General features: G+C 59.4%; 16 protein-coding genes. 8 read left to right on the top strand and 8 right to left on the bottom strand.

The genetic code is table 11. The features are described 5' to 3' along the window. Positions 1-8: 8 nt before the first annotated feature. From glgX to KBX14_RS00575, 5 genes are all read left to right on the top strand, one after another. Positions 9-2,192 carry a glycogen debranching protein GlgX gene (gene glgX, locus KBX14_RS00595; protein ID WP_252930770.1) on the top strand — a complete coding sequence of 728 codons (2,184 nt, stop codon included), beginning with the start codon at positions 9-11 and terminating at the stop codon, positions 2,190-2,192. A 93-nt stretch (positions 2,193-2,285) separates the two neighbouring features. Next, the gene (locus tag KBX14_RS00590; protein ID WP_252930769.1) at positions 2,286-3,689 is read left to right on the top strand and encodes an exonuclease domain-containing protein; all 1,404 of its coding nucleotides are present in this window, start codon (positions 2,286-2,288) and stop codon (positions 3,687-3,689) included. A 228-nt stretch (positions 3,690-3,917) separates the two neighbouring features. Further along, on the top strand, positions 3,918-4,331 hold the full coding sequence (locus tag KBX14_RS00585; RefSeq protein WP_252930768.1) for a hypothetical protein: 414 nt from the start codon (positions 3,918-3,920) through the stop codon (positions 4,329-4,331). A 47-nt stretch (positions 4,332-4,378) separates the two neighbouring features. Beyond that, a complete protein-coding gene (treY, locus tag KBX14_RS00580; RefSeq protein ID WP_256041665.1) occupies positions 4,379-6,886 on the top strand; it encodes a malto-oligosyltrehalose synthase in 2,508 nt (835 codons plus the stop codon). A 25-nt stretch (positions 6,887-6,911) separates the two neighbouring features. Beyond that, positions 6,912-7,949: a GTP pyrophosphokinase family protein gene (locus tag KBX14_RS00575; protein ID WP_070362242.1), complete on the top strand. Its 1,038-nt coding sequence runs from the start codon at positions 6,912-6,914 to the stop codon at positions 7,947-7,949. Here KBX14_RS00575 and KBX14_RS00570 read toward each other — a convergent pair. Genes KBX14_RS00570 through KBX14_RS00560 form a run of 3 tightly spaced genes read right to left on the bottom strand, consistent with a single transcriptional unit; the run spans position 7,946 to position 9,230 of the window. Further along, positions 7,946-8,332 (bottom strand): RNA-binding S4 domain-containing protein, encoded by a 387-nt coding sequence (locus KBX14_RS00570; RefSeq protein ID WP_256041664.1) that lies wholly within the window; start codon positions 8,330-8,332, stop codon positions 7,946-7,948. The two genes, KBX14_RS00575 and KBX14_RS00570, sit on opposite strands and share 4 nt — an antisense overlap. 9 nt (positions 8,333-8,341) lie before the next feature. Next, complete coding sequence (locus KBX14_RS00565) at positions 8,342-8,575, bottom strand: hypothetical protein (protein ID WP_070362240.1); 234 nt, start codon at positions 8,573-8,575, stop codon at positions 8,342-8,344. A 10-nt stretch (positions 8,576-8,585) separates the two neighbouring features. Further along, positions 8,586-9,230: a YigZ family protein gene (locus KBX14_RS00560; protein ID WP_070362239.1), complete on the bottom strand. Its 645-nt coding sequence runs from the start codon at positions 9,228-9,230 to the stop codon at positions 8,586-8,588. 57 nt (positions 9,231-9,287) lie between these two features. Between KBX14_RS00560 and treZ the strand changes: the two genes are divergently transcribed. Further along, positions 9,288-11,072, top strand: a complete 1,785-nt coding sequence (gene treZ, locus KBX14_RS00555) for a malto-oligosyltrehalose trehalohydrolase (RefSeq protein ID WP_070976595.1) — start codon at positions 9,288-9,290, stop codon at positions 11,070-11,072. Here treZ and ilvA read toward each other — a convergent pair. Next, a complete protein-coding gene (ilvA, locus tag KBX14_RS00550; protein ID WP_070362237.1) occupies positions 11,056-12,345 on the bottom strand; it encodes a threonine ammonia-lyase IlvA in 1,290 nt (429 codons plus the stop codon). The genes treZ and ilvA overlap by 17 nt on opposite strands. A 194-nt stretch (positions 12,346-12,539) precedes the next feature. On the opposite strand from ilvA, the gene KBX14_RS00545 reads away from it, so the two are divergent. Continuing rightward, the gene (locus KBX14_RS00545; protein ID WP_070362236.1) at positions 12,540-12,998 is read left to right on the top strand and encodes a hypothetical protein; all 459 of its coding nucleotides are present in this window, start codon (positions 12,540-12,542) and stop codon (positions 12,996-12,998) included. Positions 12,999-13,034: 36 nt separating this feature from the next. Next, the gene (locus KBX14_RS00540) at positions 13,035-13,409 is read left to right on the top strand and encodes a hypothetical protein (protein ID WP_256008081.1); all 375 of its coding nucleotides are present in this window, start codon (positions 13,035-13,037) and stop codon (positions 13,407-13,409) included. Between the two features lie 80 nt (positions 13,410-13,489). Here KBX14_RS00540 and KBX14_RS00535 read toward each other — a convergent pair whose 3' ends face one another. From KBX14_RS00535 to KBX14_RS00520, 4 genes are all read right to left on the bottom strand, one after another. Then, entirely contained in the window at positions 13,490-14,698 is a 1,209-nt protein-coding gene (locus KBX14_RS00535) for a cobalamin-independent methionine synthase II family protein (protein ID WP_070478808.1), read from the bottom strand. 101 nt (positions 14,699-14,799) lie between these two features. Beyond that, positions 14,800-18,363 (bottom strand): DNA polymerase III subunit alpha, encoded by a 3,564-nt coding sequence (gene dnaE / locus KBX14_RS00530; protein ID WP_256041663.1) that lies wholly within the window; start codon positions 18,361-18,363, stop codon positions 14,800-14,802. A gap of 56 nt (positions 18,364-18,419) precedes the next feature. Beyond that, complete coding sequence (locus KBX14_RS00525) at positions 18,420-19,700, bottom strand: ABC transporter permease (RefSeq protein ID WP_070362232.1); 1,281 nt, start codon at positions 19,698-19,700, stop codon at positions 18,420-18,422. Then, positions 19,697-20,410: an ABC transporter ATP-binding protein gene (locus KBX14_RS00520; RefSeq protein WP_070478973.1), complete on the bottom strand. Its 714-nt coding sequence runs from the start codon at positions 20,408-20,410 to the stop codon at positions 19,697-19,699. The genes KBX14_RS00525 and KBX14_RS00520 overlap by 4 nt, the downstream gene beginning before the upstream one ends. Between the last annotated feature and the right edge of the window lie 162 nt (positions 20,411-20,572).

The raw sequence follows: 20,572 nt of genomic DNA, 5'->3' as shown, positions 1-20,572 counted from the left end.
GATTCCTTATGATTCAAAGCTCTACTTCCCCAAAGCCCGCGAACGATATCGTCGTGTGGCCTGGTTCCCCATACCCGCTAGGTTCTACCTATGACGGTGCCGGAACAAACTTCACGCTCTTTTCAGGAGTTGCGGAGAAGGTTGAACTTTGCCTTATCGACGACGAAGGCGCCGAAACTCGCATCGAACTTGAAGAGGTAGACAACCACGTGTGGCACGCCTACCTTCCAGGAATTACACCTGGACAGCGCTACGGCTACCGCGTCCATGGTCCGTGGGATCCAGCGAACGGCAAGCGCTGCGACGCGAACAAGTTGCTCGTCGACCCCTACGCGCGCGCTTTCGACGGCGAGTTCTCACAGCATTCTTCGCTGTTTTCCTATGACATCAACGCAGACGCTCCCGGAACGGGCCGCAACGAAGAAGACTCGCTGGGCCATACGATGCTCTCTGTCGTCATCAACCCGTTCTTCGACTGGGGCGATGACCGCGCACCACGCATCCCGGATGAGGAAACCGTCATCTACGAATGCCACGTCAAAGGCATGACCCAGACGCACCCTGACGTACCCGAAAACCTCCGCGGCACCTACGCAGGCATGGCACACCCAGCAGTGGTCAATTACCTCAAGGATCTGGGTGTGACGTCTGTCGAGCTCCTGCCTGTCCACCAGTTCTTGCAGGATGGGCGTCTGCGCGACCTTGGTCTGCGTAACTACTGGGGCTACAACACCTTTGGATTCTTCGCCCCCGAGAACAACTACGCAGCTGCTGCGCAGCCGAGCGACGCCGTCGCCGAGTTCAAGGGCATGGTGCGGGCGTACCACGAGGCAGGCATGGAGGTCATCCTTGACGTCGTGTACAACCACACTGCTGAAGGCAACCACCTCGGCCCCACCATTGCTTTCCGCGGCATCGACAATGAGGCCTACTACCGCCTGGTGAACAACGACAAGTTCCACTACATGGACTACACAGGCACCGGAAACTCATTCAATGTGCGCGACCCTCACTCACTGCAGCTCATCATGGACTCTTTGCGTTACTGGGTCACTGAGATGCACGTCGATGGTTTCCGTTTCGATCTAGCTTCGACCCTTGCACGCGAGTTCTCTGACGTCGATCGTCTGGCAACATTCTTCGACCTGGTCCAACAGGACCCGGTAGTCTCCCAGGTCAAGCTGATCGCCGAGCCGTGGGATGTCGGCGAAGGCGGCTACCAAGTTGGTAACTTCCCTGCGCTGTGGAGCGAGTGGAATGGTAAGTACCGCGACACAATGCGAGACTTCTGGCGTGGTGAACCAGCGACACTTGGTGAGTTCGCATCGCGGCTGACCGGTTCTTCGGACCTGTACCAGCACAACGATCGCCGCCCGACTGCGTCAATTAATTTCATCACTGCACACGACGGCTTCACGCTCAATGACTTGGTTTCCTACAACCACAAGCACAACGAAGCGAACGGCGAAGACAATCGCGACGGTGAAAGCCATAACCGTTCCTGGAACTGTGGCGTCGAGGGCCCGACGGATGACCCCGAGGTGAATCAGTTGCGCGCCCAGCAGCGTCGCAACTTCTTGACGACGCTCCTGCTCTCCCAAGGCACGCCCATGATCTCTCATGGAGACGAGCTGGCCCGTACCCAGGGTGGCAACAACAACGTCTATTGCCAGGACAACGAGATTGCGTGGATGGATTGGACACAGCTCGACGACAGCGAACAGCTGCACGAGTTCACCAAGCGCCTGATCGCTATCCGCAAGGCCCACCCGGTCTTCCGCAGGCGCCGGTTCTTGGAAGGCGGCGCGCTGGGCACGGATGCTGTCGACCGCGAAATCGCCTGGTTGGTGCCGTCCGGCGAGCTGATGACGCAATCCGACTGGGACTTCGCGTTTGGCAAGGCACTGATGGTTTACTTCAATGGCGACGCCATCGCAGAACCGGATGCTCGCGGTCAGCGTGTGCGAGACGATTCATTCATTCTGATGTTTAACGCCCACTACGAAGACATCGAATTCACGCTTCCTCCACAGGAGTTCGGATCAAGCTGGGAGGTGCTCATCGATACAACTGAGAAACTTGGCTACCCGGCGAGCACGCTGACAATCGGCGCCTCGGAGACCACAGTCGTCCCGGCGCGCTCTACAGTTGTGCTGAAGCAGGTAGGTGCCCCGGTTCGCGAGGACGCCTAACTCCAGGGGCTTGACCGCCGTCAGTTTCATGTCCGGTGGGTGAGTAGTATGTGTGCTACCCGCCTACCGGATTTTTGATTGGAGCCATACGCTGTGATTACTGCTTGCCGTGCGACGTTGAGTGTTTCGAATACGGAGCTGGTCGTCACCCCAACCCCCTTGGAGGCGGCGCTGGCTGGCTCCAGCGAGCCCACGCGCATTCCGATAGAGGCAATCACAAAGGTTGACTTGACCGAAGGCGATGACTGGAGCACGGGCACCGTCAGTATCACGTGTAGCGACATCGTTGTAAACGTTGTTTTTGCGCCTGGCGCGGGCGCTGCGATGCGCGAGCTCGAGGATGCTATTTCTGCTGCACAGCGTGGCGACGCCCCGACGCAGGACGCGCAGCGAAGCGGTTCAAGCGGTTTTCCTGGCTTTGATTTCGTTGCGTTTGATGTGGAAACTGCCAACCAGAGGTGGGGTTCTATCTGTCAGATCGGTGCGGTGAAAGTCATTGATGGTGTAGAAACTGACCGCGTTTCTTGGTTGTGTATGCCTCCGGAGCAGTGGGCCGAGTTTGACCCCCACAACGTCGCTATTCATGGGATTCGTCGGGAGGACGTGGCAGACGCACCAAGTGTGGCTGACTGTATTGCGCAACTTGTCGAGTTCGCTGGTTCCCTCCCCCTTGTGGCTCACAATGCGCATTTTGATAGCACTGCGCTGTTTCAAGCTGCTGGTGCAGTCGGGATGGATGCGCCACAGGTGCTCTTCGCATGCTCGTTGGCGCAGGCACGCTCGTGCGACCTTGATGTTGAGAACCACAAGTTGCCCACCTTGGCGTCTCACTTCGGCGTGCCGCTGGAGCAGCACCACGACGCCTGCGCGGATGCTGCAGCCTGTGCGGGCATCATGGTTGGCCTGGCCCGTCGGGCGCACTACCAGGGTTCACTTGTTGGGTTTGTCCATGACGCTGGCTTCACTTTGGGCTCGATCGATTCCCATCGGGTGACTCCAGTGCTCAGGGACCGATCCGGCGCGGGCCGTGCACTGCAAGCAGAAAGCATCGCCAAGGGAGGCATGCAGGCAGCTGCCGCTGCAGTTCCTGCACCTGCTGGAAGCAACCAAGCGGGCCCCTCTAGAAAGAGCACACAGAAGCAGAGCAAGGGTCGCAAGCCAGCTCCGTGGCAAGCGGTGGCAACCCCGGACACGGTGCCAGAACCGGCGCTCGATGCTGATGCTTCCTCGCCATTGTTTGGGCAGCACGTCACGCTGACCGGTGAGTTTTCTCCATTTGATAAGGGTGCGCTGTGGCAAGGCATTGCTGCTCAGGGCGGCCAGGTGGGCAAGAACGTGACGAAGAAGACCACCATCCTCGTTGTTGGCGAATGGGGGTCAATGACCTCGAAGGAAAAGCGGGCTCGGCAGCTTATTGAGCAGGGCCAAGACATAGCAATCTGGAAGGCCGATCAATTGCTGGATGCCCTAGGATTGAACGAGCAACCACCGTTTTAAAACTTTTTTGGGAACCATCGGCGGGTTTGAACGGTCTAAGTACATATGACTACTCATATGCCCGCTCCGTGCGCCCCTTCAATGCTTGTACCCATTTTCCCCCGTCTGGCCCGACGTTGTGAAGTCACGTCGAGTTCTTCGCGTGCGTGGCTCACGCCAGGTTTCGGGGCTTCGACCGCTTACATCAGTTTGGCGCCCGGGTTGGTGTGCGTCTTTGACTCAGATTCGGTGGAGGGCCTGACGCACCAGTCCATTGGCGCGATGGGCTTGACGGTCCATCAGGCGTGGAACTCAGCTGCGCGCATGCTGAGCACCGATCTTCTCGAGGGCCGAGTGATCTTGGATTACCTGCCAGCGGAAAATTCGCTAGGGTTCGGAGCACCGAAGGGAGTTCAGGTGCAAAGCTCTGCTGGGTATGCGGCGTCTTGGCTCGCTCACCCGCAACTCTTCTCGACGCTCTATGCTCACGTTGATCGCGTACTCATGCCGCACAACGAATTGCTGTTCTATTCCCGCGATCAGCAAGAACTCTTCGTCTTCGACGCCACCTTGGAGGAAGTTCTGGCGTTCGCCAATCCGGAGCACGTCATGCGCTATTCGGTTGGCTTCCCTCTCTCTTGTGATTCTCGCGTCCGCAGCTAAGTGCGTCTTGAGCTACTAGGGTGGCTGGTAACTTCAAGGAGGACGTATTGCAAGCCCCAATTACATCAACCTACCGTCTCCAGCTGCGTGGCCCACAAGCCGATCCGTCGGGTCGCGCGTTCGGCTTCGACCAGGCAGCGCAGTGTCTGCCCTATTTGGAGTCACTCGGTATTTCCCATGTGTACCTCTCTCCTATCTTGCAGGCACTGCCGACATCGAATCACAACTATGACGTCACTGACCCGACTGTGGTCAACCCGGAACTGGGTGGACTAGCAGGCTTCCGGCGCTTCGTGGAGGCAGCCAGAAAACTCAACCTTGGCGTGATCATCGATATCGTGCCGAACCACCTGGGTGTCGCTTCCCCGCAGCTCAATAGCTGGTGGTGGGACGTTCTCAAGCATGGTCGCGACTCTGAGTACGAGCGCTACTTCGATATCGATTGGCACGCTGACAACGGGGCGGGCGGGAAGCTCGGCCTGCCGATCTTCGGGAAGGAACACGACGAAGATGCTCTCACGCTGCGCTATTTAGATCAGGACAACCCCGAAAGCGGCATCGTGCTGGCCTACTACGACAACGTATTCCCACTCAAGCCAGGCACCTGCTCTTCCCTCGACGACGATCCGAAGGAGGTCTACGAGCGTCAGTCCTACAAGCTGATGTTTTGGCGCGACGGCATCATTTCTTATCGCCGATTCTTCTCTGTCAACGGGCTTGCGGGCATCCGACAAGAGGACCCCGCGGTCTTTGAACACACGCATGCGATCATCCGCCAGCTTGTGGCTGAGGATCTGATTGACGGCGTCCGCGTCGACCACCCGGATGGACTCACGGATCCTTTCGGGTACTTGTCACGGCTTCGTGATGTTGTTGGTCCCGATCGCTGGCTGGTCGTCGAGAAGATCTTGGAGGCCGACGAGCCGCTCGACCCACGCCTGCGCGTCAACGGCACAACTGGCTACGACGCGCTTCGCGAGCTCGACGGCATCTTCGTCAACCAGACGGCCGAGGATACACTCAGTATGCTCGCACTGCGCCAATCGGGCTCCACGTGGGATCAGGCGGCGCTTGATGCCGCGGCGCTACAGCTCAAGCGTGAGGTGGCAACGCACGAGCTTCAGGCGGAGGTTCGCCGTCTTACGCGCGCTATTCGGCGCGATAACTTTTCGACGGCCGGCTCCGCCGTCTCTGACGAAATCCTCGTTGACACCGTCATTGCATTAGTCGCAGCCATCCCCGTCTACCGCGCCGATTACCGATCACTGTCCAGGATTACCGCGACGGTCGTTGCCGATATGGCGCAGCGCTTCCCTTCCCGGCGCGACGCCCTCGACCTCATCGCGGCTGCCCTGCTCGCTGAAGGTGAGGCAAGCACCCGCTTTGCGCAGGTGTGTGGCGCAGTCATGGCAAAGGGCGTCGAGGACACGTTGTTCTATCGGGCGAACCGGTTGGTGGCGCTGCAGGAAGTAGGCGGCGCTCCTGGCCGTTTCGGGGTTGGTGCGGCAGAGTTCCACTTGTTGCAGCAAGAGCGTGCTGAGCTGTGGCCGCAGACGATGACGACGCTGAGCACCCACGACACGAAGCGTTCCGAGGATACGCGCGCGCGGATGCTCGAGATCGCCGAGCTTCCGAATGTGTTCGCAGAGTTGGTCAATACGGCCACGGCGTTACTGCCACCTCCTGACCACGCCACCGCGCACTTTCTGCTCCAGAACATCGTGGGGATTTGGCCCGCGGATGGGGTTGTGACAGAGACGCTTTCGCAACGGTTGCGTGACTATGCGCTGAAGGCGATCCGCGAGGCCGCTCTTCATACCAGCTGGTTCGACCCCGATGAAGGGTACGAGCAGCAGGTACTGGATTGGGTGAATGCGGTATTGGCAGGCCCTGCGACTTCGCTGATTTCGGACTTCGTGGCGACTCTCCACGAGGGGGCCGTCGCGGTATCACTGGGACGCAAGGTGCTCCAATTGGCTGGCGCAGGTGTCCCCGATACCTATCAGGGCATGGAGTTTTTCGAACCCACACTCGTAGACCCGGACAACCGCAGCTTCATCGACTACACCGCACGCACGCAAACGCTGCACCGGTATCTCGATGCACGGCAGCAACCGCAGTTCAATCTGGGTGACTTCTTGGGCAGCGAGCAAGACGGTTCGCCGGGCCGGTCCTGGCCCGGCCTATCCGAGTCTGTTGACGCCGCCAAGCAGCTGGTTATCCGTGAATGCCTTACGGCACGAAAGACCACGCCGACCTTGTTTACCGAGGGGAAGCACCGCGCGGTGTTTGCGGTCGGCCCATCCCAGCAGCACTTTGTCGGATTCGCTCGTGAGCACCGGGATACGGCCGAGATTGGTGTGATTGCGGTTGCAACCCGAAAGCCCATTGAACTTGCGCGCCGGGGTGGCTGGGAGGACACCACACTGACGTTGCCGCAGGGGTCCTGGTTCGAGCTGTTCACCGGTAGAGAGTTTCACGGCACTGTCCCGGTCGGTGTCCTGCTCGAGTACCTTCCTACTGCGCTGTTGGAGCGTCGAGAGGCCCTCGACTAGGAAGAATCGGTACACTGTTGTGCCGATGAACACGAAGCACAATGACACAATCGCGCAACTCGGCAACACCTACTTCGCGTGGCTGCGGCAACACGAAGGGGTTGCCGAGGAGTTTCGTCATGCGCTCCACGAGCTCATGATCGACGCCGGTATCAACTTTGACCGCGTCGATGTCCGCATCAAAAGCTGGCCTTCGCTGAAAGAAAAAGCTAAGAAGCGTCGTGGTGGAAAGATTGTGTACCCGGACCCGTGGAACGACATCCGTGACCTCATCGGGGCCCGCATCACCGTGATGCATTCCACCGAAATACCGGCGGTGCTGCGCCTTCTGGCGGATCAATTCGATGTGCTCCGAAGCGTGGACAAGGCACAGGAGACGAGGGTGTCAGGCACGTTCGGATACGGCTCACACCACCTGGTACTCCAGGTAGGTGAGCATAACGAGGAGCTCGAACACTACCGCGGGCAAGTCTTCGAGGTGCAAGTACGGACGGTGCTACAGCACGCGTGGGCGGAGTTCGAGCACGATGTGCGATATAAGCGCTCCCACGGCGAGCTGGACCCACAAATTGATCGCGCGTTCACGCTCGCAGCCGGGCTTATCGAACTTGCGGATCAGCAGTTCGACCAAATCGCAGAGCTGTCCAACCCGCAAAAACAGAGCCCGAGCGCTCCCGATACCGCAGCGGCATTGGCACCAGAGACGCTCCCCGGCGTGCTCACCGTGATCCTTGGGGCGTCGTTTCCCCTGTCCCGCGTTGATGATTACAGATTCTTGCACGAGCTACTCAGCGCCGACGGCATCGAGACAGTCTCTGCTCTCGCGGAGTTAGCGAACCCGGCAGACATCGAAGCCGTGCAGAACACGCTGCAGACGCGGTTCACCCCAGGCCAAGTCAGGCTTGTCGACGACCTCCTGCTGAACAAGTACGGGCAGGAGCACATCAACCGCACGTGGGAAAGCGGAAACCGGCCATTACTACGCAAACGCAAACTTACACGCAGGCTCACCCAACTCCGTGAGGGCGGCGCCCCGCAAACAAACTCGGGCGAGAACGCCTAGAAGCTGTTGCGCCCCCGCAGGCGGTCGAGCTGCCTGCGCTCTTTCTTCGTCGGCCGACCTGCCCCACGATCCCGTACGGGCAGCGCACCAAACACCTCCGATGTCACAGGAGGTGGCGAGTGGTCTATATAGCAGGTCGTGGCGATCTTCGCCCCGGCGCGCTTCTGCAGCGTCCGGGTGACTTCCAGGTCAAGGTAGCGGTGGTCCTTCCACACCTTGAGCCGATCCCCTGGCACGACCTGTGCTGAGGGCTTGACTGCTTTGCCATTGAGCTTGGCATGTCCGGCCCGAACCGCCTCCGCGGACAACGAGCGTGTCTTAAAAATGCGGACAGCCCAGAGCCAGACGTCGATCCTCGTCGCGGTGGTATTTGGGCTAGTCATCGTGCTTGTTTAGTAGTTGTCGTGATGGTTTACGATCTTTTGCACCTTGCTCCAGTTGATATAGCCACCAACCACGCCAATGACAAGGCACACGATAAACAGTTGCCACGAACCGGCAATCAGGCCGAGCGCTACACCAGCGCCAAGGCCACCGCCGGCCCACACGACTGCGTTCTTGGAGTAACGGCGTACCGCTTGCTTGCGGGATTCAATCGGATTCGATGGACGAGGCTGCATAGTCATGGTTCACAGTTTAGCGTGCAGATTCAATCCATTGGCGGCCTGCTTCTTCTGCCTCCGCTCGGCCCTGGGTGCTCGCTGCGAGTTGCGCGTCGAGTGCTTCGCGTTGTCCGGGGTCGTGCGCCAGCGTGTACGTGGCGGCGGCGCCGTACTCGACGTTGACAATGTCAAAGCCTGCGTTGCGCAGCTCGGCCTCGATGCGACCTGCCTCCGCGTGCGGCAGATCGACGCGCACGAGTTCCTTTGTACTACGCAGCACCCGCGGTACCAGTGGAAGCGTCTGCCCAACCGAGTCAGAGTAGGCGTGAACCAGCCCTCCTGCACCCAGCTTGATACCACCGAAATATCGGATCACGACAGCGGTGAGGTCAAGCATTTCGGAGCCGTGCAGCATATCGAGCATCGGTTTGCCTGCGGTGCCGGAGGGCTCCCCATCGTCGGATGAGCGTTCGACGGGCAGGGCGTCGTCGACGTGCAGAATATATGCGGAGCAATGGTGACGTGCATCGGGGTAGGTCTCACGGGCCTGCTGGATCAGGGCCCGCGCCTCGGCTTCAGACTGGGTGCGGCCAATCCAAGTGATGAATCGGGATCGTTTGATCTCGATCTCGTGAGTGGTGATGTCACCGGCGGCGGGCAGTTCGTACGATGTGCGCATAGTGCTTCCACTCTAAATCCATTGCGACGGTTATAGTACTTCCATACAGTTGGTGGTATGTCTAGCAAGCACACTCCGATGCCCCAACAATTTGGGGTGTGGGCTCCGAACGCGCACGGCGCGCGCCTGCACCTCCACGACAGCGAAGGGCCCCGCACGCTCGAGATGCAGCGTGACGAGACCCGCCGGGACTGGTGGGTGGTTCCGCGCGAAGTCGCCCAACCCGAAATTGGTGCGCGCTACAGCTTCTCCTTGCTTCGTGACGGCGAGTGGTCACAGCCACTACCCGACCCTCGTTCGCGCTTCCAGCCCGAGGGCGTCCACGGCCCATCAGAGGTGACCAGCAGCACGTTCGATTGGACGGATGATTCGTGGGAAGGCATCGCACTTCGCGACCAAGTCCTCTACGAGCTCCACGTGGGCACCTTCACGCCACAGGGGACGTTCGAGGGGGCCGTCGAAAAGCTTGATTATCTTGCCGAACTTGGCGTCAACTCCATTGAGTTGCTGCCGGTGCAGCCCTTCGCGGGCGCCCGCAACTGGGGCTACGACGGCGTGGACTGGTTCGCCGTGCAGGAATCGTACGGCGGCCCCGAGGGCCTCAAGACCCTTATCGACGCTGCTCACGCCCGCGGTATCGCCGTCATCCTCGACGTGGTGTACAACCACTTCGGCCCCGAAGGTAACTACAACGGCAACTTCGGTCCGTACACAACCGCAGGGCACACCGGCTGGGGTGACGTGATCAACCTGTCCGGTGCCCACTCGGATGAGGTCCGCGCATATGTACTCGACGCCGTGCTCCAATGGCTCGACGAGTTCCACGTCGACGGCCTGCGACTCGACGCGGTGCAGACCTACGACGATCGCCTGGCCTTCTCCATCATGGAGGAAATCAAGAACGTCGCCAACGAAGTTGAAGCTTCCACCGGCATCCCCCGCACCATCATCGCCGAATCGGAGCAAAACAACCCACGGCTCCTCGAGTCCCCGGAGCGCGGCGGCTACGGGCTCGACGCACACTGGCTTGACGACGTCCACCACGGGATCCACACGCTGGTCACCGGCGAGCGTGCCGGGTACTACGCCGACTATGGCACGCTCGAAATCCTGGCGGATACACTGCGCAACGGTTACCGCTTCCGCGAGGACTACTCCGTGTACCGCCAGCGTACCCACGGCAAGGCGCTCGACCTTGACCGCGTCGCACCGTGGCAGATGGTCACCTACACCACCGACCACGACCAGACCGGAAACCGCGCGAAGGGTGACCGCCCGTCGCAGTATCTCAGTGCGCGCAAGCAGGTACTCAAGGCGGCCGTCGTACTCCTATCTCCATTCAGCCCGATGCTTTTCATGGGCGAAGAGTTCGGTGCACGCACGCCGTTCCCATTCTTTGTCTCGCACAGCGATCCACAGCTCCTGGAAATGACCCGCCAGGGGCGCATGAACGAGTTCGCCCGCATGGGGTGGGACTCCTCAGCCGTCCCGGATCCTGCCGCGGAGGAAACGTTTACCTCCGCGAAGCTCGACTGGAACTTCGACGAGGAGCAGCTCGAGATCCTCAGCGCGTACAAGAAACTCATCGAGCTGCGCAAGCAGTACCCGATGGCGCGCGACGACCTCCGCCAGCTGACCGTAGATCACGGCCCAGCCCAGGGCGCAGACGACGCGTGGCTAACCATGGGTGACCAGGCAGTGCTGGTGGCAAACTTTGGGTCGGAGGGCACCGTCGCCCCAGTGGGCGGAACCCTGCTGTACACCTTCGGTGGCGCCGAGGTCTCCGCCGACGAAACCCGCTTAGAACCGTGGGCATTCGCCCTGGTTATGCCGACACAATAAAGTCATACTCTGGTGTGCCTGGGAGGAGGCGTCGGCAATCAATGACCGACGCCTCCATCCGCTCAAGCAACGGCTCGAGGTCGCTAGCGCAAGAAAGCTCCAGGCCAACCAGTGCGGCACCGGTTTCTTTGTTGTTCTTCTTCAGGTACTCGAACAAGGCGATATCGTCATTAGGCCCAAGGATGTCGGTAAGGAACGTGCGCAGCTGCCCTGGCTCCTGAGGGAAGTTCACCAAAAAGTAGTGCTTCAGTCCGCGGTGCACAAGCGAACGCTCCATGACCTCTGCGTAGCGCAACACGTCGTTGTTGCCACCAGAGATGATGCACACCACCGTGCTGCCCGGCTGCAGCTTCATCTGCGATAGTGCCGCCACAGACAGCGCGCCCGCAGGCTCCGCGATGATGCCCTCGTTTTGGTACAGCTCCAGCATCGACGTGCACACCGCGCCTTCTTTGCAACGCAGCAGGTGCGTGCGAGCAAGGTTTTCCTCAATAACAGCGAACGGGAAATCGCCGGTGCGCTTCACAGCCGCGCCATCCACGAAGGACTCAATTTCGTTGAGCGTCACAGGGTGACCAGCCTCCAGGGCGGCCTCAAGCGACGGTGCACCCTCGGGCTCAACGCCTACGACCGCAGTGCCAGGCACCATGTCGGACACGTAGGAAAGCACGCCAGCCAGCAAGCCTCCCCCGCCGACTGGCACGAAGATGGTGTCCAGCTCGCGGCCCATAACTGACAACTGCGACACGATCTCCGCCGCAACTGTCCCCTGCCCGATGACGGTATCACGGGCGTCAAAAGGCTCAACCATGGTTGCACCGCGCTCAGCAGCGTCCTTGCGGGCGGCCTCCGCAGCGGCGTCAAACGTATCCCCCACGACGACCAACTCGATATTGTCGCCGCCGTGCACCAGGATGCGGTCTCGCTTCTGCTTCGGCGTTGGCTTCGGCACAAAAATCTTGCCCTGGATTCCCAACGCCCGGCATGCGTAGGCCACACCCTGAGCGTGGTTGCCCGCTGACGCCGCAACGACGCCGGCTGCACGCGCCTCGTCACTGAGCCGTGAGATGCTGTAATACGCACCGCGAATCTTGTAGGAACGAACGTCTTGCAAATCTTCCCGCTTGAGGAAAATCTCTGCACCGTACTGCTGCGACAAGCGGGGGCAGTACTGCAATGGGGTCGGCTCAATCACCGCAGAAATCTTCGACTGCGCTGCTTGAACGTCTGCGGCGTGTACCGCGTGGAAAGCTGGCTGTTCCTGTTCACTCATAACAGCAAAGTGTATACCGCTGCACCACGTCTAGGTGATACTTTGCCGTAGCCAGTCCAGGCGTTCTAACTATTAAAAGCGTCAATTATCTGCTAGATTTTCTAGCAACAATTCGTGGAGACCGTAGCATTTCATTGACATTGCTGTGGTTTCGCCTCGAATTCCTATCCTTTCAAACAACTTCAGGAGATTTCATGAAGCGCATTTCCACCGTTGCCGTTGCCGCCGCAACCGCAATCTCGTTGACCGTCGCCCCTGCGTTCGCAGAGGAGAACGCCCCAGCGAAGGACACCACGGCTCCAACCGCCGAGCAGACCCCTGGTGACACCAAGGATCAGAACACCCAGGAAACCCCTGACACCGGCAAGGAGTCCGACAAGAAGGACGAGGAGAAGCCAGGCGAGACCGAAAAGTCAGGCGAGACCGAGAAACCAGGCGACAACAACACGAATCCTGGCACCAACAACAACACGAAGACGTCCGGCAGCTCTAAGGGACACGCCCTCGGCGCTTTCGCAGGCATCCTCGCTGCGGTCCTGACCACCGGCTTGATCGTCCTGTCCGACCCGACTGGCCTCAACAAGCTCATCGACATGGCAAACGCGCAGTTCCACCTGGGTCTCGGCCACGTCCACGTGCCGAAGGTGTTCTAAGCTTCACCACTACTTCAGACAAACAGGGAGTTAAACGTGAATACACGCTCACTGGTCGCGCTTGCAATCACTACCGCACTCGGCGGAGCATGCCTCACGGCAAGCCCACTGATGGCACAAGAGAAGCAAGACACGCCGACCACGCAATCACGTGTTACTGCCACAGAAACAGCACCTGCTGTGACCGTGACGGTTACCGCTTCGCCAGTACCAAAGACCACGGAGCCACGAAAAGCTGAAGGCCCAAGCTCCGAAGCGATCAACAAAGGCATCATGACCGATGAAACTCGCGAGATTTTCAGCTATATCTCGGCTGGCATCGCACTCTTCGTCGGGCTGATTCAGATGATCACCGCGGCGATCAAGGTTATCCCTGGAGCGCAGGACAAGCTGAAGTCCATGCTTAAGTAGCTGCGTAGCAAGTAACGCTAAGGCCGGTGCCCATCTCTTTCCGAGGTGGGCACCGGCCTTAGCGCTTCTGCTACTTCCGATTAGCCGAAGAGCTGACGTGATGCAATCTCCGCGCCCTTCACCAGTGATTCCAGCTTCGCCCAGGCGATCTGGTGGTTCAGGCGCCCACCCAGGCCACAGTCTGCCGAAGCGATAACGTTTTCTGGGCCGACGACCTCGGCGAACTGAACGATCCTATCCGCAACCAACTGTGGGTGCTCGACAGCGTTCGTGCTATGCGAAATGACACCCGGGTAAATAACGCTGCCCTCTGGCAACGCGTGGTCCTGCCAAACGCGCCACTCATGCGCGTGACGCGGCGATGCCCCCTCGAAGGAAAAGCCGCCAACCTCTGCCCGCAGGATCTCCTCGATAATGTCACCGAACGGTACGTCGGTAACGTGCGGGCCGTGCCACGAACCCCAGCAAATGTGCAGGCGAGTCAGTTCCTTCGGCAAGTCGCGGATGGACTCATTGATGGCGTCGATACGAATACGCAGCCACGCACGGTAGTCTTCCAGGGTCGGCTCGGGGTTAATCTGATCCCAGGATTCCGCAAGGTCAGGTGCGTCGAGCTGCACGGTCAAACCGGCGTCGGTAATTGCCTTGTACTCGTGTGCCATCGCAGCAGCACACGCCTGTACGACTTCTTCGTCGGTGTTGTAATACTCATTCTTCAGACGGGCGGCGGAGCCTGGCGAAAGCGCTGCGACAAACCCCTGCGTGGCACCGGCGCGATCCATGGAGCGCTTCAGCAGTGCAACGTCCGTCTCAACTTCCTGCTGGCCAATGTAGGTAATCGGACCCGTGAACTTCGGGTTACCAACCTTCGCACGGCCAGTGAAGATGCCGGAGTGTGGGTCGGAGTACGCCTCGGAAAAGAGTGCGCGGTCTCGGCGATCAGCGAAGCTGGTCAACTCAATGTTTCCAGGCGTGGAACGCTTGATCTCCTGCGAGGCCCAGCGGTCCTCGTCGGTCATGGTCAGTCCACCAAGACGAGAGAATGAGTAATTCCACCATGCGCCGTAATCAACTGCGCCCGAGGTGATGTGCCCGTACTCGCCCTCGTTGATGATGTCGATGCCCAGGTCAACCTGGCGCTGCACCACGTCGTCGATCGCGCGCTCAAGGATCTCCTTAAAGTCCTCGTCGTTGATTTGCTGCTCCGAACGAAGTTGGTTCGCTTCGAGCAGCTCAGGGGTGCGCGGCAGGGACCCAACATGTGTTGTCAAAATCTTGTGCTCGGACATATATTATGCTCCACTCATTCGCCTCTTAGCTGGTATTGATTCCAACGACAGAGTGTAGCCAAGCTTATTTTCACACCGGGGAATATATTCACTCCCCTCCACTAGCCGAGGATCCCAACCCCCATCGTCGCCTTCAGATCGCCCATCAAGCTCGCCGAACGCTCCACCCGCAGATGGTCGCCTAACACCATCATTTGCGTCTCGTCGCCATGTACAAGGTTCAGGTACACATCCGAGTCGCCCGGGTTGTTCTGCAGCACGCCCTTCAAACGCTGGATATTATCCACAGTGCACTGCTCGGTGCGCAGCGTGAGACGCAGTGGCAGCCCAGCACCGTTGCCAGGCCCGAGCTCCGGCGTTTTGACGTCGTCGCCGAACAGGCTCATGCGTTCGTCACGGATCGAGACGTGCGCCTTCACAAGGATGATATTGTCTTCCACAATTTGTGGCGCAACCAGCGAATACACCTTGTTAAACAGCAACACGTCAACGGAGGCGCCGTGGTGATCCTCAATCGTGACGATCGCCCAAGGGGAACCGTCCTTCTTCGAGAAACGCCGATCGACCGAAGAGATCAGACCGCCAATCGTTACCTCGGCGCCGTTTCGCAATTCGCCGGAGAGGATCGTCGTTAACTGAGTATCGGTCTGTGCGTCAATTGCTTCCTCGAAGCCGTCAAGTGGGTGGCCCGAGACATACAAGCCCAGCATCTCACGCTCGAGAGCAAGTTTGTGTTTCTTGTCCCACTCCTCATCCGGGATCTGCAGCGCAAACGCGTTGTCAGCAGCAACTGCGTCGTCACCTCCGAAGGAGGCGAACAGGTCGAACTGCCCCTTGTCAGCAGCCTTCTTCGTGGTAAGCACAGAATCGACGGCATCCTCCTGGATGAGCATCAACCCCTTGCGCGGGTGCCCAAGCGAGTCAAACGCACCGGCCTTAATTAGAGATTCAGTAATTCGCTTATTACATGGCAGTAGGTCAATCTTGTCGAGGTAGTCAGAGAAGCTCGTGAACTCGCCCTTCGTCCGGCGTGTCTCCTTAATCGACTCAACAACTTCGACGCCGACGTTACGCACCGCCGCGAGGCCGTATCGAACGTCCTCGCCAACAGCCATAAAGTTCTCTTCGGAAGCATTAATATCTGGCTGGAGCACGGAAATGCCAAGGTGGCGGCAGTCGGAAAGGTAGATCGCCGACTTGTCCTTCTTATCGCCCACCGAGGTCAACAACGCCGCCATGTACTCAGCGGTGTAGTTCGCCTTCATGTACGCCGTCCAGTAGGACACTAGCGCGTAACCTGCAGCGTGCGATTTGTTAAACGCGTAGGAAGCGAACGGCTCAATGATCTGCCACAGTGCGTCCATCGCGCTCTTGGAATAGCCATTGTCCTGCATCCCCGACCAGAACTTCTCGTACTGCTGCGCCAGCACCTCTGGCTTCTTCTTACCCATTGCCTTACGGAAGCCGTCTGCCTCACCCGCGGTGTAGTTCGCAACCTTTCGGGAGATCTCCATGATCTGCTCCTGGTACACGATCAAACCGTAGGTTTCGTCCAGGATGTCCTTCAGTGGCTCCTCAAGTTCCGGGTGGATGGCCGTAATCGGCTTGCGGCCATTCTTGCGGTCCGCGTAGTCCCAGTGGGCGTTCATGCCCATCGGGCCTGGGCGATACAGCGCGAGCGAAGCGACGATGTCCTTAAAACCAGTCGGGCCCATGCGCTTGAGCAGCTCTTGCATGCCACCCGAGTCCAGCTGGAACACGCCAAGCGTATCGCCGCGAGAGAGCAACTCGTATACCTTCGGGTCGTCAGTACTCAACGACTCAAGGTCGACGGTCTCGCCGCGGTTCTTCTTCACGTTTTCCAGTGCGTCGCCAAGCACGGTGAGGTTTCGCAGGCCAAGGAAGTCCATCTTCAGCAAGCCGATGGCCTCACACGCTGGGTAATCCCAACCAGTAATGATCGCACCGTCGGCAGGCCGCTTCCACATCGGGATGTGGTCCATCAAAGGCACCGACGCCATAATCACGGCACAAGCGTGCACGCCTGCCTGGCGCACAGTACCTTCAAGGCCACGCGCCGTCTCGTAGATGCGGGCTACATCCGGGTCAGTCTCAATCATGGAGCGCACCTCGGTTGCCTCGTTATACCGCGGGTGCTCCGGATCCGTAATACCTGCCAGCGGAATGTCCTTCGCCATGATCGCAGGAGGCAGCGCCGCGTTAATACGGTCCGCCATCTGGAAGCCGGGCTGGCCGAAGTTCACCTTGGCCGAGTCCTTAATAGCCTGCTTCGTCTTAATCGTGCCGAAGGTAATCACCTGTGCGATCTTGTCCTCGCCCCAGCGCTCTGCAGCGTACGTGATCATTTCCCCGCGGCGGCGGTCGTCGAAGTCGATATCAATATCAGGTGCCGACGGCCTCTCCGGGTTCAAGAACCTCTCGAAGAGCAGGCCATGCTCCATCGGGTCAATGTTCGTGATGGTCAGCGCGTACGCCACAAGCGCACCCGCCGCGGAGCCACGGCCCGGCCCGACGCGAATGCCAACCTCACGCGCATGCTTGATCAACTCGGCAACGATGAGGAAGTAGGACGGGTAGCCCTTCATATCGATGACGTCGATCTCGTAGTTCGCGCGCTCGATGTACTCCTCCGGCACCTCCCGGCCCTCGAAGCGCGCCTGCAAACCACGCATCACTTCCTTGCGCAGCCACGTTGTTGGGGTCTCCCCTTCCGGCACGTCAGCCACCGGCATCCGGTCGTGCGGATGTTCCTCCCACAGCTCGCTGTAGTCACCGACACGCTCCGCAATCCACAGGGTGTTATCGCAGGCGTCAGGCACCGTAGAGTCCCACAGGTCGCGCATCTGCTCAGCTGACTTGATGTAGTAGCCGGTGCCGTCGAACTTAAAGCGGTCCGGGTCCATCAGCGTCTTGCCGGTCTGCACACACAACATGGCCTCGTGCGCCGGCGCCTGGGACTCCAGGACGTAGTGACAGTCGTTCGTCACCAGTGGCGGAAGATCGAGCTCCTTGCCGATGCGCAGCAAGTCATTACGTACGCGCTGCTCAATATCCAGACCGTGGTCCATGAGCTCGAGGAAGTAGTTATCACGCCCGTAGATGTCCTGCCACATCGCCGCGGCCTCAAGAGCCTCACGGTACTGGCCAAGCCGCAAACGGGTTTGCACATCACCCGACGGGCACCCCGTGGTGCCGATGATGCCGTCGGCGTGCTCGGCGACAAGCTCCGCGTCCATGCGCGGCCACTTACCAAGCTGCCCCTCGTACGAAGCCAGCGACGAGAGCTTGAACAGATTGCGCAGGCCGGTCGCGTTTTCTGCCAGCATCGTCTGGTGCAGATACGCACCGGAGGCGGACACATCGTCGCGCTTCTGGTCAGGGGTGCCCCACAGCACGCGCTTCTTATTCAGGCGCGACTCCGGCGCCAAGTAGGCCTCGATGCCAATGATCGGCTTCACCCCCGCGTCCACCATCTGGCGGTAAAACGCGTTCGAGCCGAACATATTGCCGTGGTCAGTCATGCCCACCGCGGGCATTCCCTGGCGCACAACCTCCTCCGCAAGCATGTCAACTTTCGCCATGCCGTCGAGCATCGAAAACTCGGTGTGGTTATGCAGGTGGACGAAGGAAGATTTTTTGGCCATGCGCTTCATCTTATCCAGACTTCGGACACGGCCAAAAGAGCCAGCAACCAGCGAACTTATTCGTAACGCAAAGCATCAATAGGCTGCATCTTTGCAGCCTTCGCGGCTGGATAGGCACCGAAGAAAATACCGGTTGCCAGCGAAAACCCGAGCGCCAACACAATTGCGCCGAGCGGCGGCCAAGTAAAGGCATCGAACGCGGCCGTCGCGATCATGCCAATCGCCCCGCCCAGAATTACACCGATGATGCCGCCAATCAGGCACACCAGCATCGCCTCGACGATAAACTGCGTGCGAATATCGCTTTGCTTGGCGCCCAACGCTTTGCGCACACCGATCTCTCGCGTGCGCTCAGTGACGGTGATCAGCATGATGTTCATCACGCCGATGCCACCGACCAGCAACGAGATACCGCCGATCGCGGAGAGCACTGTCGACATGATGCGGAATACGCTCGTTAGCTCTTCCAAGCTCGAGGAAAGATCCACCACCTCAATGGTGTAATCCTCGTTATTGGCGTACCAACGGTCCATGTAGTGTTGCAGGTCGGCCTGGAAGGTCTTCGCGTCTTCATCCGGCGCCGATTGCACCGAAAATGACGTGAACCAGTCGCTGTCAAGCCCAACGCGATCTGCAGCGGTGAGCGGGATATAGATGTCCGCAAACTGTTCTGCGGCACCAAACATTCCGCCGCCTCGGGAATCTTCCTCGCCATCGAGCACGCCCACGATAGTGAACACTGCCGGCTGGTCGTCTACAACCACATCGATGCGCTTGCCCAAACTGGCTTGAGCGTTGCCGTCGAAGAGGGCGTCGATAAGCGAGGGGCTCACCACTGCGAGCGGTCGGTGCCCATCGATGTCATCCTGGGAAATCTCGCGGCCGAACTGCACTTCGATGTTTCGCACCTTCATCGAGTCTGCAAGGACCGGCTTGACGTTCGTGGACACAGTTGTGTCATCGGAGACCACTTCCCCACTCGTGGAAACATCGATGTCCACGCCCTGGATACGGTCCCCAAATGCCTGACGCAGCTCATCGAGCTGCTCGGGAGTGACTGCGTTGCGCTCATCGGATGGTGGCGCGTAAGAAAACGCCGCGAAGGGATCCTCGGATGCATCCGCGTCATCGGGACGCTCATGCACCATCACCGGGTGCGTCGTAGTGCCGACGCCTTCAAGCCCCGACATCACCTGGCGCTCCAGACCACGACCCAGCGTCATAATAATGACCACTGCCATAATGCCGATAATGATGCCCAGCAGCGTCAGCAACGAGCGAAGCTTATTCTTGCGAAGCGACGAGGAGGCAAGCTTGATTGACTCTCCTACGTTCATGGCCTCGCCCCCAGTGGGGCGCGAACCTGCGCGATGCGCCCGTCCATCATCTCTACAATGCGGCCAGTTTCTTCTGCCAACTCAGGGTTGTGCGTGATGAAGACGATGGCTTTACCAAGGTCGTCGTGCAGCTCATGGAAGAGATCCATCACCATGCGGCCCGTCTTGGAGTCAAGCGCGCCTGTGGGCTCGTCGGCGAGTAACAGGTCAGGGTCGTTGGCAAGGCTGCGAGCAATTGCCACGCGCTGCTTCTGCCCACCCGACAGTTCGTTCGGGTTATGGTGCAAGCGGTCGCCCATGCCCATCATGTTCAGAAGTTCAGCGGCGCGCTCCTCGCGCTCTTTCTTATCGACGCCCGCATACATCATTGGCATCGCCACATTTTGCAACGCGTCGATTCGACCAATCAGATTGAAGTTCTGAAAAATGAAGCCGATGTTCTGGCTACGGTACGCGGCCAGCTCATTGTCCGACTTGGCGTACACCGGCTCGCCGTTGAACGCGTACGCGCCGTCTGTCGGCCGGTCGAGCATGCCAACCAGGTTCATCAGCGTCGACTTGCCGCAACCCGACGGGCCGACGATAGAGACAAATTCGCCCTGCTCTGCATGGAAGTCGATGCCATGCAGCACGGTCAGCTCGCTGGGCTCTCCGACGTTGTACGTCTTGACGATCCTGCGCATGTCAATGAGCAGACCGCTCTTCGACATCGCCTCTTGCCCTGCAGGTGTGTGCAGTGCTGGTTGAGGTTGCGCAACTGGCTCTGTCAGCGTTGGTACTTCGAGCTCCTCCGTCGAAGGCTCGGCGGCCTCAAACAACTCGTCGAACTCTGCGTCGGTGGCATCGTCCTGTACGCGTTGTCGGGAGTGCTT

Origin of the sequence: Corynebacterium sp. CCUG 61414 (assembly GCF_024453945.1) — a bacterium.
GTDB lineage: Bacteria > Actinomycetota > Actinomycetes > Mycobacteriales > Mycobacteriaceae > Corynebacterium > Corynebacterium pseudogenitalium.
This window is presented reverse-complemented; position numbering and strand designations above follow the sequence as displayed.

Excerpts from the sequence above, each read along its gene's own strand:
- treZ (WP_070976595.1), top strand. The coding sequence starts at position 9,288 with ATGTCTAGCAAGCACACTCCGATGCCCCAACAATTTGGGGTGTGGGCT.
- KBX14_RS00535 (WP_070478808.1), bottom strand. The coding sequence starts at position 14,698 with ATGTCCGAGCACAAGATTTTGACAACACATGTTGGGTCCCTGCCGCGC.
- KBX14_RS00570 (WP_256041664.1), bottom strand. The coding sequence starts at position 8,332 with ATGACTAGCCCAAATACCACCGCGACGAGGATCGACGTCTGGCTCTGG.
- glgX (WP_252930770.1), top strand. The coding sequence starts at position 9 with ATGATTCAAAGCTCTACTTCCCCAAAGCCCGCGAACGATATCGTCGTG.
- KBX14_RS00545 (WP_070362236.1), top strand. The coding sequence starts at position 12,540 with ATGAAGCGCATTTCCACCGTTGCCGTTGCCGCCGCAACCGCAATCTCG.
- KBX14_RS00575 (WP_070362242.1), top strand. The coding sequence starts at position 6,912 with ATGAACACGAAGCACAATGACACAATCGCGCAACTCGGCAACACCTAC.
- KBX14_RS00525 (WP_070362232.1), bottom strand. The coding sequence starts at position 19,700 with ATGAACGTAGGAGAGTCAATCAAGCTTGCCTCCTCGTCGCTTCGCAAG.
- KBX14_RS00520 (WP_070478973.1), bottom strand. The coding sequence starts at position 20,410 with ATGTCGAAGAGCGGTCTGCTCATTGACATGCGCAGGATCGTCAAGACG.
- dnaE (WP_256041663.1), bottom strand. The coding sequence starts at position 18,363 with ATGGCCAAAAAATCTTCCTTCGTCCACCTGCATAACCACACCGAGTTT.
- KBX14_RS00560 (WP_070362239.1), bottom strand. The coding sequence starts at position 9,230 with ATGCGCACATCGTACGAACTGCCCGCCGCCGGTGACATCACCACTCAC.
- KBX14_RS00565 (WP_070362240.1), bottom strand. The coding sequence starts at position 8,575 with ATGACTATGCAGCCTCGTCCATCGAATCCGATTGAATCCCGCAAGCAA.
- ilvA (WP_070362237.1), bottom strand. The coding sequence starts at position 12,345 with ATGAGTGAACAGGAACAGCCAGCTTTCCACGCGGTACACGCCGCAGAC.